The sequence below is a fragment of the Vibrio sp. V43_P6S15P86 genome, assembly GCF_009904725.1.
GTDB classification, from domain to species: Bacteria; Pseudomonadota; Gammaproteobacteria; order Enterobacterales; family Vibrionaceae; genus Vibrio; species Vibrio diabolicus.
Window position 1 is genome coordinate 1 of sequence record NZ_WXWT01000307.1, and the last position, 11,863, is coordinate 11,863.

General features: G+C 45.2%; 15 protein-coding genes. 9 read left to right on the forward strand and 6 right to left on the reverse strand.

Annotation, left to right across the window (positions count from 1 at the left end):
* The first annotated feature begins 275 nt into the window (after positions 1-275).
* The 4 genes from coxB to CAG69_RS13620 are packed head-to-tail and all read left to right on the forward strand — an operon-like array spanning position 276 to position 4,563.
* Positions 276-1,439 (forward strand): cytochrome c oxidase subunit II, encoded by a 1,164-nt coding sequence (gene coxB, locus CAG69_RS13605; protein ID WP_161444677.1) that lies wholly within the window; start codon positions 276-278, stop codon positions 1,437-1,439.
* Positions 1,436-3,067: a cytochrome c oxidase subunit I gene (gene ctaD, locus CAG69_RS13610; protein WP_161444678.1), complete on the forward strand. Its 1,632-nt coding sequence runs from the start codon at positions 1,436-1,438 to the stop codon at positions 3,065-3,067. Before coxB ends, ctaD begins: the two co-directional genes overlap by 4 nt.
* A 20-nt stretch (positions 3,068-3,087) precedes the next feature.
* The gene (locus CAG69_RS13615; RefSeq protein WP_005391173.1) at positions 3,088-3,627 is read left to right on the forward strand and encodes a cytochrome c oxidase assembly protein; all 540 of its coding nucleotides are present in this window, start codon (positions 3,088-3,090) and stop codon (positions 3,625-3,627) included.
* 51 nt (positions 3,628-3,678) lie between these two features.
* A complete protein-coding gene (locus tag CAG69_RS13620) occupies positions 3,679-4,563 on the forward strand; it encodes a cytochrome c oxidase subunit 3 (RefSeq protein ID WP_161444679.1) in 885 nt (294 codons plus the stop codon).
* Between the two features lie 13 nt (positions 4,564-4,576).
* Here CAG69_RS13620 and CAG69_RS13625 read toward each other — a convergent pair whose 3' ends face one another.
* Entirely contained in the window at positions 4,577-4,813 is a 237-nt protein-coding gene (locus tag CAG69_RS13625) for a DUF2909 family protein (protein ID WP_005391169.1), read from the reverse strand.
* Between CAG69_RS13625 and CAG69_RS13630 the strand changes: the two genes are divergently transcribed.
* The 4 genes from CAG69_RS13630 to cyoE are packed head-to-tail and all read left to right on the forward strand — an operon-like array spanning position 4,761 to position 8,053.
* The gene (locus CAG69_RS13630; protein ID WP_237668076.1) at positions 4,761-5,603 is read left to right on the forward strand and encodes an SURF1 family protein; all 843 of its coding nucleotides are present in this window, start codon (positions 4,761-4,763) and stop codon (positions 5,601-5,603) included. The two genes, CAG69_RS13625 and CAG69_RS13630, sit on opposite strands and share 53 nt — an antisense overlap.
* Positions 5,593-6,129, forward strand: coding sequence for a cytochrome oxidase biogenesis cluster protein (locus CAG69_RS13635; RefSeq protein ID WP_161444680.1), 537 nt, complete (start codon positions 5,593-5,595; stop codon positions 6,127-6,129). The genes CAG69_RS13630 and CAG69_RS13635 overlap by 11 nt, the downstream gene beginning before the upstream one ends.
* 12 nt (positions 6,130-6,141) lie before the next feature.
* Positions 6,142-7,161: a COX15/CtaA family protein gene (locus tag CAG69_RS13640; protein ID WP_161444682.1), complete on the forward strand. Its 1,020-nt coding sequence runs from the start codon at positions 6,142-6,144 to the stop codon at positions 7,159-7,161.
* Positions 7,154-8,053 (forward strand): heme o synthase, encoded by a 900-nt coding sequence (cyoE, locus tag CAG69_RS13645; RefSeq protein WP_161444684.1) that lies wholly within the window; start codon positions 7,154-7,156, stop codon positions 8,051-8,053. The genes CAG69_RS13640 and cyoE overlap by 8 nt, the downstream gene beginning before the upstream one ends.
* 81 nt (positions 8,054-8,134) lie before the next feature.
* Here cyoE and CAG69_RS13650 read toward each other — a convergent pair whose 3' ends face one another.
* Entirely contained in the window at positions 8,135-8,608 is a 474-nt protein-coding gene (locus CAG69_RS13650) for an FKBP-type peptidyl-prolyl cis-trans isomerase (protein WP_005391162.1), read from the reverse strand.
* Between the two features lie 13 nt (positions 8,609-8,621).
* Positions 8,622-9,254 carry a thiol:disulfide interchange protein DsbA/DsbL gene (locus CAG69_RS13655; protein ID WP_139060015.1) on the reverse strand — a complete coding sequence of 211 codons (633 nt, stop codon included), beginning with the start codon at positions 9,252-9,254 and terminating at the stop codon, positions 8,622-8,624.
* 278 nt (positions 9,255-9,532) lie between these two features.
* Between CAG69_RS13655 and CAG69_RS13660 the strand changes: the two genes are divergently transcribed.
* Positions 9,533-10,159 carry an OmpA family protein gene (locus CAG69_RS13660; RefSeq protein ID WP_161444686.1) on the forward strand — a complete coding sequence of 209 codons (627 nt, stop codon included), beginning with the start codon at positions 9,533-9,535 and terminating at the stop codon, positions 10,157-10,159.
* Positions 10,160-10,351: 192 nt separating this feature from the next.
* On the opposite strand, the gene CAG69_RS13665 is transcribed toward CAG69_RS13660, so the two are convergent.
* The 3 genes from CAG69_RS13665 to CAG69_RS13675 form a co-directional block, all read right to left on the reverse strand.
* Positions 10,352-10,711, reverse strand: a complete 360-nt coding sequence (locus CAG69_RS13665) for a glutaredoxin family protein (RefSeq protein WP_053809555.1) — start codon at positions 10,709-10,711, stop codon at positions 10,352-10,354.
* A 111-nt stretch (positions 10,712-10,822) separates the two neighbouring features.
* On the reverse strand, positions 10,823-11,365 hold the full coding sequence (locus CAG69_RS13670; RefSeq protein ID WP_114322891.1) for a hypothetical protein: 543 nt from the start codon (positions 11,363-11,365) through the stop codon (positions 10,823-10,825).
* Positions 11,352-11,863 (reverse strand): YaeQ family protein (locus CAG69_RS13675; protein WP_161444688.1); only part of this gene is annotated, 512 nt, incomplete at its 5' end. The genes CAG69_RS13670 and CAG69_RS13675, both read right to left, overlap by 14 nt.

Sequence of the window (11,863 nt, forward strand, 5' to 3'; positions counted from 1 at the left end):
TATCTCAATGATTTCTTTTAAATTAATGTAAATGGTTCTCAATTACATTTCAAAGAGGGCAATCGATAAACCGAATGAATTTTTCTTATCCGAACAAAATTTAATCATATTTAATTTCTTGAAGAACCTTGGAACTATAACTAGCCTTTTAACATAAATATAACAAACCGTGTCGAAATCGTAGTTTTTGTGATTTTTCGTAAAGTTGTTCGATATTTGCATCGGGACGCAAGGAAGCTCGCGCAAGCGTAGCGGCTGAGCAGAGGAGAGATCTTTTGAAAAGATTAACGACTACTCTAGCCTTATCACTGAATGTGATTTTAATCACATTTTCCTCTTTCAGTTGGTCAAAGGAAAATGACTACAACATGACCAAAGGGGTCACAGCGATAAGTGGGCAAGTGTATGAATTACATATGCTGATTTTCTATATCTGCTGCGTAATTGCTTTGATTGTATTTGGTGTCATGTTCTATTCCATCTTTCGTCATCGCAAGTCAAAAGGAGCAGTTGCCGCACATTTCCACGAAAGTACAAAAGTGGAAATTATTTGGACAGTCATACCTATAATCATTCTTGTCGCCATGGCGATTCCCGCAACGAAAACTTTAGTCGCAATGGAAGACACAAGCCAATCAGATATCACGGTCAAGATCACAGGCTCGCAATGGAAATGGCATTACAGCTATTTTGGTGAAGATGTTGAGTTCTTCAGTTTGCTTGCCACCAGCCAAAAGCAAATTGATGGTATCGAGACAAAAGGCGCGCATTATCTATTGGAAGTAGACAACCCTTTGGTGTTGCCTGTGAATCGCAAAGTGCGTTTTTTGATGACTTCTGATGATGTCATTCACTCATGGTGGGTGCCGGATTTTGCTGTCAAGAAAGACACCATCCCTGGTTTTATTAATGAAGCATGGACAAGAATTGATGAGCCAGGCGTATATCGCGGTCAATGTGCGGAGCTATGTGGTCGTGCACACGGGTTCATGCCGGTGGTGGTGCATGCGATGGAAGAAGAAAAGTTTGATGAATGGTTAGCGAGTAAGAAGGAAGAAATAGCACTTCAAAAAGCGGCGGCACAAGAAGCGCTCTCTCAAGACTTATCCATGGAGGAGTTGATGTCGCAGGGCGAGTCGATATACACGGCGCGTTGTGCTGTGTGCCATCAGGCTAATGGTGAGGGGATTTCGGGTGCATTTCCCGCGATTAAGGGCAGCCCTATCGCAACAGGCCCAATTTCAGAGCACATTGATGTGATTGTGAATGGCCGTCCGGGCACTGCAATGCAGTCTTTTTCGAACCAGTTAAGTGACAAAGAAATTGCCGCTGTCATTACATATCAGCGAAATGCATGGGGCAACGACACTGGCGATACGTTGCAAGCATCCGATGTGAATGCCTTTAAGGCACAAGGCAGTGCTAAGGAGGAAATATGAGTAAGCCAATAGATAAGGCAGTGAAGTCTGCTCCAGCGGAAGCCAGTGCAAACAGTACCATTGCGATTGATGATGGCCATGATCATCATGCTCCCCAAGGTATTGCTCGTTGGCTGTATTCCACAAACCATAAAGACATTGGCACCCTGTACCTTTGGTTTAGTTTCGCGATGTTTCTGACTGGTGGTGCGATGGCGATGGTCATTCGTGCCGAACTATTCCAGCCTGGACTTCAGCTGGTTGATCCACAGTTTTTTAATCAAATGACTACGGTACACGGTTTGGTGATGGTGTTTGGTGCTGTGATGCCAGCATTTACGGGCCTTGCTAACTGGATGATTCCAATGATGATCGGGGCTCCAGATATGGCGCTACCTCGCATGAACAACTTGAGCTTTTGGATTCTACCTTTTGCATTTCTTATTTTATTGAGCTCGTTGTTTTTACCTGGCGGCGGCCCCGATTTTGGCTGGACGTTCTATGCTCCGCTGTCCACGACTTATGGCCCAGATAGCACCGCGCTGTTTGTATTCTCTGTTCACATCATGGGGATCAGCTCCATTATGGGCGCGATAAACGTTATCGTGACGATCGTAAATATGCGAGCTCCGGGAATGACTTGGTTCAAGTTACCAATGTTTGTTTGGACTTGGTTAATCACCGCTTTCTTGTTGATCGCGGTTATGCCGGTATTAGCAGGTGCGGTGACGATGGTTCTTACCGACAAATATTTCGGGACTAGCTTCTTTGATGCTGCTGGTGGCGGTGACCCGGTGATGTTCCAACACATCTTTTGGTTCTTTGGTCACCCAGAAGTGTACATCATGATTTTACCGTCGTTTGGCATCATTTCTGCCATCCTTCCTGCTTTCAGTGGCAAGAAGCTGTTTGGTTATCATTCGATGGTTTACGCGACGTGCAGCATTGCGTTGTTGTCTTTCCTTGTGTGGGCGCATCACATGTTTACAACGGGGATGCCAGTTTTTGCAGAGCTTTTCTTTATGTATTGCACCATGCTGATTGCGGTACCAACAGGGGTGAAAGTCTTTAACTGGGTCGCCACCATGTGGCGTGGGGCTTTGACATTTGAAACGCCAATGTTGTTTGCCATTGCCTTTATTGTGCTCTTTACGATTGGCGGTTTCTCAGGGTTGATGCTGGCGATTGTGCCGGCGGATTTCCAATATCATGACACTTACTTCGTGGTTGCGCATTTCCACTATGTGTTGGTATCTGGTGCTGTATTCTCGATTATGGCGGCTGCGTACTATTGGCTACCTAAGTGGACAGGCAATATGTACGACCACAAACTGAGTTTGTGGCATTTCTGGTGCTCGATTATTTCAGTTAATGTTTTGTTTTTCCCGATGCACTTTCTAGGTTTAGCGGGTATGCCAAGACGTATCCCGGATTACGCTATTCAGTTTGCTGATGTCAATCAAATCGTCTCCATTGGTGGATTTGCGTTTGGGTTGTCACAATTGATCTTTTTATGGGTGGTGATTAAGTGTATTCGTGGCGGTGAAAAGGCCGCTACAAAACCGTGGGAACGTGCGGAGGGCTTAGAATGGACAGTGCCAAGCCCGGCGCCCCATCATACGTTTACTACGCCGCCTAAAGTCGATTAGAAACGAATAGGGTGAGTGAGATGAAACCGAATCCATCAAACAAAAAGCTCACAGTGAAGTTGCTTTTAGCGACCCTTTTGATGTTCGGGTTTGGCTACGCACTTGTCCCATTGTATGACGTAATGTGCGATGCACTGGGTATCAATGGAAAAACAAGTGAAGTGGCCGCCATTCAACCAACTGGTATGCAACCGGACATGAGTCGAACCATTCGCGTGGAGTTTATGGCGCATGTAAGCCCCGATATGCCTTGGGAGTTTAAACCCAAAGTGATTTCGATGGACGTTCATCCCGGTGAAGTCGTGCAAACCGAATACCTTGCATTTAATGAAAGCGGGCAGAAGTTGGTAGGGCAAGCCGTTCCCTCTGTTTCTCCCGGGAATGGTGCCGCTTATTTCAATAAGATTGAGTGCTTTTGTTTTAACCAACAGCCTTTGGATGGCAAACAACAAGCTCAAATGCCGTTGATTTTTTATATCGAACCGGACTTACCGGAGTCGATACACACGTTAACGCTGTCATACACACTCTATAAACTTCCCCCTCCTACAGGTTCTTAGCCACTCAAGGAGAGAGATACAGACCAAGGCTGGTCAGTAAGGAGAGAAATTATGAGTAACAAGCCAGGAACATATTATGTTCCCGCTCAAAGTAGCTGGCCGATCATCGGTGCGTTTGCTCTATTTTTAGTTGCCGTTGGTGCAGGCATGACCGTTCAGGGGACACAAAGTGAAGGGGCTGTGGGAACCATTGGTAGCATTGTGCTAGCGGTAGGCTTTCTGTTCTTGCTTTACATGTTGGCGGGCTGGTTTAGTAATGTGATTACTGAGTCACTGAGTGGAAAGTACAGCTCGCAAATTACTCGTTCTTTTCGCCAAGGGATGAGCTGGTTCATCTTTTCTGAAGTGATGTTTTTTGGTGCCTTTTTTGGTGCGTTATTCTACGCCAGGATGATTTCTGTGCCTTGGTTAGGTGGGGCAGATAACAACTTCATGACCAACGAGGTTTTGTGGCCAACCTTCGAAGCGATGTGGCCACTCACACTGACTCCGGGTGGAGACACAACGCAAGCTATGCCGTGGCAGGGCATTCCCCTTACTAATACTATTTTGCTGTTATTGTCGTCGATTACACTGCATATGGCGCACATAAGCCTTGAAAAAGACAAAAGAACGGCACTGATTGTTTGGTTGGAAATCACCATCGTGCTTGCGGGCTTTTTCCTATATTACCAAGCGGTTGAGTATGCTCATGCTTATCAAGAAATGGGGCTCACGTTGCAATCTGGTATCTACGGAAACACCTTCTTTATGCTGACGGGTTTTCACGGTTTGCACGTTTGTCTTGGGACGATTTTCTTAATCGTATTATTGCTCCGAATCGCTAAAGATCATTTTTCGTCTAACAACCATTTTGCCTTCCAAGCTGGTAGTTGGTATTGGCACTTTGTGGATGTGGTTTGGTTATGTCTGTTTGTGTTTGTGTACGTGCTGTAGGTGCATTGGGCGATTAGTAAGGACGGGGATTCGGAGCTAGCCAGCCTGAACTGAGCGCAATAAGTAGAAGGATAACAACTAAAGCGGAGAACATGACTCGACGGCCTAAGTAATGACTCATAGGTTTGTCTCTTTTTTCGGGATTATCTGGGTCTTCACGAACCATTTCGATAAGCGCTTTTGCGAGGTTGAAGATAATGAAAAGCAGCAAAAGGACAAGCGTCAGTTTGAATAGAAATACGGTGGACATGGCACCTCCGGTTTCATCATTGTTGTTATCAAGACAATTATGGCTATCGAAACGGTTTTGGGTTGCAGTTGGTTTAACTGTGGTTGTGTTTTCTCTTTTGGTCAAACTGGGTTTTTGGCAGTTTGAGAGAGGGCAAGAAAAACAAGCATTGGAACAAGCTATTCTTGCGCGAGCGGATAGTGCGTACCAAGCATTAGACGAAGTTCTTGAAGAAAACGATTGGAGAGAAGGCAGCATTCTCGGGAAAAAAGTGGAAGCTAATGTTGTTCCTCAGGCGTTTCCCGTGATTTTACTGGATAACCAAACGCATCAGGGCAATGTGGGCTATTTAGCATTTCAGATTGTCTCTATGAGTGATGAATCAGGAACCTATGCATTATTAGAGCTTGGTTTTGTGGAGGGAATAGCAGATCGTTCAATATTACCAACCGTCACAACACTCGAAGTGTCGACCTTTATCTCGGGACGTCTGTACCGAAAATCTGCTAACCCGTTGAGCTCTGAATTAATGCCAGAAGTTGGCGATGCCATTCGTGTGCAGAACCTTAATATCGTGCATCTGAATCAGCTACTTAATATTGAACTTATGCCCGCAGTCTTGCAGCCGGACAATCTAAAAAATTGGCCTTACGACTTTCCTTGGAACCCATTGCCGCTCAACAGCGCCAAGCATTTCGGTTATTCGATTCAGTGGTTTTCGATGGCGGGCGTTTTCTTGTTATTGACCTTAATTGTTTTTGTTCGTTGGCAAAGAAAGTTGCGTCACATGGAGGTGAAGCATGACATCTAAAGTAACCAAAGGGCGGCTAATGTTGATTGCGTTGGTGTGTACGTTTGCGCTTCCTGCCGTCATCGCTAAGGTCATTCTCACCCAAGGGTGGTATCAAAGCGGTGTGACCAATAGAGGTGTGTTAGTTGAACCATACACAACGTTAGAGCTACTTGGTCAAGAGTCCCCACTCAAGGAGCACAGGTGGCAACTCGCTTATGTTTTACCTAATGAGTGCACAGAACAATGCAAGCAGCAGCTTTACCTGCTTCAGCAAAGCCATGTCGCTTTAGGAAAATATCAAGAGCGTGTGGTGCCGGTGCTTTGGCAGACAGAGTTGTCCGGTACCGTAGATATATCGATGACGACAATGCAAATGAATCAATCGGTTACCGCCAAAGTGAAACCCGGACAAATGTTAATCGTTGATCCTCTGGGGCAATTGGTGATGTCTTACTCGCCAAAACCGAATGAAGATTTAGTCTCGTTCAACAAAGGTATGTTGGCGGATTTACGCAAGCTCTTAAAATTGTCACGAGTTGGTTAGAAAGGGGCGTATATGAAGTTAATTCAGTTGGTTAAATTCAGTTTGCTCCTAACTTTCGTGGTGATCATGTTAGGCGCGTATACTCGCCTTTCTGATGCAGGGTTAGGTTGCCCTGATTGGCCCGGCTGCTATGGGCACTTTGGTGTGCCTCATCAAGAAGAAGACGTAATACGTGCCAATCTTAATTTCCCTGAACGGGCAGTCGAGCATGAGAAAGCATGGCTTGAAATGATTCATCGCTATTTTGCAGGAACGTTGGGTTTGGTCATTTTTGCCATGACAGTGATATCAATAAGGTCTGAGCGCGTGAATCCTACTATTCCGATGCTGCTCAGTGTACTGGTGGTCGGGCAAGCACTTTTGGGGATGTGGACCGTGACGCTCAAATTAATGCCAGTTATCGTAATGCTTCATCTGCTTGGTGGCTTTACTTTACTGGTTCTGCAGGCGATTTTTTACTGTCAGTTAAAAGCGCAAAATAATCTCTATTTCTCTCCATCTTCCAGCTCGCTGCGAGGCTTCTCATTATTGGTTTTTCTGGTTGTTTTTATGCAGGTGCTGCTAGGAGGGTGGACTTCGTCAAATTATGCCGCGCTCATGTGCACCTCACTGCCGATTTGTGAGGGAGATTGGATGAGTTATCTCTCATGGAAAGAGGCGTTTTCTTTCTGGCAAACCGGATTCGAGAATTACGAGTTTGGTGTATTGGAGTATCCGGCAAGAATGACCATACATGTTACGCATCGCCTCGGTGCGATTGTCACCGCCACCGTCGTATTGGCTTATAGCATTATGCTCATGAGGCAAGATTCCCATCATTCACAGCGCATTGGAGGATGGTTACTACTCACTTTAGCGTGTCAAATTATGTTGGGCGTGAGCAACGTTGTATTCCAACTTCCTATTTATGTCGCCGTGGCACATAACTTGGGTGCCGCCATTATGTTGAGTCTTGTTTGTGTGAGTCAGTTTTATTTGTGGCAGGGCAAAAAAGCTTGGAGTTACACCGCGAAAGGAGTTCGCTATGAGTAAAGAAATCGCACTGTCGTTAAATGAGCGAAAGCGACTAAGTGCCGTTTATTTGAAGTTAACGAAGCCTAAAGTAGTCGCATTAATGCTGGTGACGGCCGTTGTCGGGATGAGTTTAGCGCCTGTTACTGAGTTTCCTTGGTTGCAGGCGGCGGTTGGCCTAACAGGCATTGGTTTGATGGCAGGCTCCGCGGCAGCGTTTAATCACCTGATTGACCGCCGCATTGATGCGAGAATGGCTCGCACACACAAACGTCCGTTGCCATCGGGTGAAGCTAAGCCGTTATCGGTGATAACCTTTGCGACAGCGTTAGGCGTCATAGGGTTTGTTCTTTTATATGCGCTGGTCAACCCACTGACGGCATGGCTGACTTTGATGAGTTTACTCGGCTATGCGATGGTGTACACCATGTACCTCAAACGCGCTACTCCGCAAAATATCGTAATTGCAGGTATTGCGGGTGCGATGCCGCCTCTTCTCGGTTGGACTGCCGTAACAGGGCAGTTGCATGCGAATGCTTGGCTGCTTGTGATGATCATTTTTATCTGGACGCCACCACACTTTTGGGCACTCGCAATTCATCGCGTAGAGGACTATCGTAAGGTGGATATTCCAATGTTGCCTGTGACACATGGTATCGAGTACACCAAAACTTCTATTCTGTTGTATACGGTGTTGTTGACGTTGGTTTGTGTGCTGCCGGTGTTGGTTGGAATGGTTGGCGTAGTTTATCTTTTTGCCTCGTTACTACTTAACGCTGGCTTTATGTACCATGCATGGAAGCTAAAATACGCGCCAGAGCTCAATACCGCGATGGAGACGTTTAAATTTTCTATCTATCACCTTTTTGCGTTATTCATTGCATTGCTTTCGGATCACTATATTGGCTTGTAGCCTCTCTTTAAACAGAAAACGCCGCGTGGTTCGCGGCGTTTTTGGTTTTGATAGTTTGGCTTTAATGCAAAGTTTCTAGAATTATTGAATCTCTAACAATTCAACATCAAAGATCAAAACACTTGCTGGTGGAATTGGGCCTGAGCCACTTTTGCCATAACCGAGCGTGCTTGGTACGAAAAGGCGGATTTTTTCACCTTCGACCATGTATTGTAGGCCTTCTTGCCAGCCTTTAATGACTTGGTTAAGACCAAACGAAATTGGCTCACCGCGATTAACGGAGCTATCAAACACAGTGCCATCAATCAACGTGCCGTGGTAGTGCACTTTGACTTTGCTTGTCGCGGTTGGGTGAACCTCACCTTCGCCTTTTTCAAGAACAATATATTGAAGACCACTTTCTGTTGTAATGACGCCTTCTTTCTTCGCATTCTCGAGCAAGAATGCTTGGCCTTTCGCAAAGTTTTCATCCGCTACTTTATGGTTTGTCCAAGTACGGTAAATGAAAAAGCCCGCCAGAATAAAAATAATGAGAGGAAACAAAAATTTAGACACGTAAGCTCCTTGTCTATTTAGGTTGTTTTAGCAAATAGTTAATGGTTTCTGCCATGGCTTCGACGCTGTCATGACCACCAGTAATGACTTGGTATTTTCCATTAACGATAAAGGCTGGAACGGAGTTAATTTGGCCGCGAGTCGTGATCGCTTCTGCCTTAGTGATGTACTCAAACAGCGTTTTTTGCTGTGCTTCATCTAAATGGTAAGGGCTGATAAGGTTGCGAGACTCAAAGGCTTTCTCTACGGCGATTTGACGTTCCTCAGCAGTCGCATCAGGACCCATTTGTACTGCAGCAAAAAGATCCGCCATAAATGCTTTGTCAGGTGTCGACTCTAGTTGCATGACTGCAGTGTAGAAGATGATGGCGCTTACTTGTGCACTCTCATTGAAAGTTACATGCATTTTTTCAACGCTTTGCTCAGTTAGCGATTCGATTTGAGGGACAAACTCTTCCATTGAACGGCAGTGGCCGCAAGTTAGGGCAAAAGCTTCTGTCAATGGCGCCAAATCATATTCTTGAAGAGATACAGGCAAAACTTCGTATTGTTTGCCTTGCTGAGGCTGAGTGTTGCCGCTATCGCATGCCGACAAGGCCATCATGGCGGCAATCACAGCAAAGCCTTTCGATATGGTTTTTAACATAATAATGCTCTAAGTAAGAAATTTGCGTTAGTTTATCGGTTAACGATTGTGACTAAAACCATTAAATAACAATAAAGTGAGACGATTGGTAACAGACTTTTCCTGATGTGTAGGCTGCAGGGGGGGATTTGGGCATCGCTTTTTATTTGAGAGATACTTGATATTGATTCCAGTGGCATGAACGCTGCATATACAAACCAATCGGTGGATAAAAGCGCTAAAGATTTGGCGTGTTTTGTCGACACAATGGACAAGAGTTTTTCTAAGTTGGTAGTGGTATGAAGCAGTGGTTTTTAATTGTTTGCGGCATTCTGGCTGGGTGCAGTAGCCTTGATCAAGACATGGTTCCTGGCGGGAACATTTTAGATACAGCTCCTAAAACAAACACCGAGCTGAGACATCCTGAGTGGGGCTATCCGAGCGCTTCCAGTGTGGCTTCTTCACCTCGCACGTATCAGACTGAGAGGGCATCAGTAAAAAAGTCGCAAAATGTGACCTCTCTGGAAATGTTTCTGAACAGGCACAATATTCCTCATGAGACACTCAGTGGCGGTCACTTAATGATACGTTTGAAAGAGCAAGTGCATTTTCAAACTGGCTCTGCTCAGTTATCAGCGCAATCTCAAGACTGGATTCGAAACATTGGTCACTATCTAGCAGGAAGAACGGATGTGGATGTCGTGATCGATGGCCATGCCGATAGCACGGGAGCTGCCAGCTTTAATGACACGTTGTCAGAAAAGCGAGCTCGTGAAGTGGAAAAGCAACTACTGGCGACGAGTATTCCTCGTCAACGCGTGTTTTCTAGAGGTTTTGGCGAGTATGTTCCGCAGTGCAGTAATGCGACAGCCAGTGGCAAAGCTTGTAATCGACGCGTAGAGTTAACGCTGATCGTTGATGAGTAAGGCGATGGTTGGCCGATAAACTACGTCGTATTGTTTTCACTGAGCCCTTATGCATTTACTGGCGTTTCCGTATGGGAATGAGCAAGAAGAGTGGTCCCAAAGGCTAGGCATAGCAACGAGCAGCTAGACTGAATAGAAAAGAGGCACCTGTATGGTGCCTCTTTTACATCCGCCAATGTTCATAGGGGGAACTTAGGCAAATTCTTTTTCAACGTAAGCGACGATGTCAGATGACTCGTATAGCCACTGTGTTTCGCCATCTTTTTCGATACGCAGGCAAGGGACTTTAATTCGTCCACCACCTTGCTCTAGTTCAGCTCGATGAGTCGGGTTATTTTTTGCATCACGTAGCTCAATGTTCACTGATTGACGCTTCATTGCACGGCGGACTTTTACGCAAAAAGGGCAAGCTTCAAATTGGTAAAGTGCGTATTGCTTTGCTTTTTCATCAATACGTTGTTGTTCTTCTGCACTGCGTTTAATACCACGAGGTGAGAACACGGCGTTCAGCAATAAGATAACCTTGCCTAAAATCCAACGGATAAACTTCATAATGATCCCTTGATGTTCATTGGGTAATTGTCCTTTAAAAATGCAATCATGATGCTTGTTGCATTGAGCGTGAAGTCTATCAGTTGTTTGAAATGGATAAAACCATGTATTTTATGCGGAAAACAAGCGTTTTAACCTGCCCCAAAAACCGCTAGTCGAAGCTGGACTGGCTTCTCTACCTAGATAAAAGCTTTGCATCAGTTCGGTTCTGAATGCATCAACATCCATGCGTTTTACAACAAGCTCGTGTTGCAATGTATTCTGAGTTTGCTCGGCATGATCGTGCGCCAAGCTAAAGTCCATATTCAAATAGCCTTGAGTATAAAGCCAAAGGTGGGTTATCAAGATAAGGTCTTCTGCGGACTGGTTAGTGAACTTATCCGCGTGCTCATCACCCAAGGAGTCAGTCAGCACTTGCTGCATTTGCTGGGCAGAATGCGCATGTTGCTCATAGTTAGCGCTGGCTTCAATATGCGACTTAGTCAAAAGACCAAGCAGGTGAAGAGTAGGCGCTGTGGTGGGTTTGTTCTCACAAACTTTTGTAAACAGTTGTGACTGTTCTTTTAACCAACGTCGCTTTGCCGCTTTATGTTCTTTAACGAAGGGAATTTCTTTGAATCCCATCTCTTGACTCAGTTCACTAAGAGACGTCATGGCTTTTTAGTTCCTTCACCGTTACTTCGACGTGTTGATCATTGATATCAACAAAAATAGAGCTGCCGGTAATCATAACAGAAAGGCTAGTGCCTCGGTCAAGGTGCTGACAAATCAAGTCGATAGCGTCGTAGTCAAAGCTTTCTACGTTGACGGGAAGCATTGAGAACTTTCCTGACATTTTATCCCACCATACCGTCGCTTTAGTGTTATAAGTGTAGACTTTCACGTGTTTTGCTAGGCGAGAGGCTTTCTTAATTCTTTCTGGTTCTGGTTCGCCAATTTCAATCCAGTGAGTAATGCTTTGATCATCGCCAACATGCCATAAATCAGGCTCTTCAATTGTAGAAAGCCCTTTCGTAAACTCTAAATTACTTTGAGCGTTTAAGCAGTAAGCTAAAACACGAGCCAGCATTCGTTGAGGTTTTTCTGAAGGGTGAAGGGCGATAGTTAGATTTTTAGAATCGTAATAGTCGTTATTCATATCGGAAATGGCGA

What these genes read in the sequence shown, in the direction of transcription:
- CAG69_RS13635 (WP_161444680.1), top strand. Translation starts at nt 5,593, where the DNA reads ATGACATCTAAAGTAACCAAAGGGCGGCTAATGTTGATTGCGTTGGTG.
- CAG69_RS13670 (WP_114322891.1), bottom strand. Translation starts at nt 11,365, where the DNA reads ATGACGTCTCTTAGTGAACTGAGTCAAGAGATGGGATTCAAAGAAATT.
- CAG69_RS13630 (WP_237668076.1), top strand. Translation starts at nt 4,761, where the DNA reads ATGAAAAGCAGCAAAAGGACAAGCGTCAGTTTGAATAGAAATACGGTG.
- CAG69_RS13625 (WP_005391169.1), bottom strand. Translation starts at nt 4,813, where the DNA reads ATGTCCACCGTATTTCTATTCAAACTGACGCTTGTCCTTTTGCTGCTT.
- cyoE (WP_161444684.1), top strand. Translation starts at nt 7,154, where the DNA reads ATGAGTAAAGAAATCGCACTGTCGTTAAATGAGCGAAAGCGACTAAGT.
- CAG69_RS13620 (WP_161444679.1), top strand. Translation starts at nt 3,679, where the DNA reads ATGAGTAACAAGCCAGGAACATATTATGTTCCCGCTCAAAGTAGCTGG.
- CAG69_RS13655 (WP_139060015.1), bottom strand. Translation starts at nt 9,254, where the DNA reads ATGTTAAAAACCATATCGAAAGGCTTTGCTGTGATTGCCGCCATGATG.
- CAG69_RS13665 (WP_053809555.1), bottom strand. Translation starts at nt 10,711, where the DNA reads ATGAAGTTTATCCGTTGGATTTTAGGCAAGGTTATCTTATTGCTGAAC.
- ctaD (WP_161444678.1), top strand. Translation starts at nt 1,436, where the DNA reads ATGAGTAAGCCAATAGATAAGGCAGTGAAGTCTGCTCCAGCGGAAGCC.
- CAG69_RS13615 (WP_005391173.1), top strand. Translation starts at nt 3,088, where the DNA reads ATGAAACCGAATCCATCAAACAAAAAGCTCACAGTGAAGTTGCTTTTA.
- CAG69_RS13660 (WP_161444686.1), top strand. Translation starts at nt 9,533, where the DNA reads ATGAAGCAGTGGTTTTTAATTGTTTGCGGCATTCTGGCTGGGTGCAGT.
- CAG69_RS13640 (WP_161444682.1), top strand. Translation starts at nt 6,142, where the DNA reads ATGAAGTTAATTCAGTTGGTTAAATTCAGTTTGCTCCTAACTTTCGTG.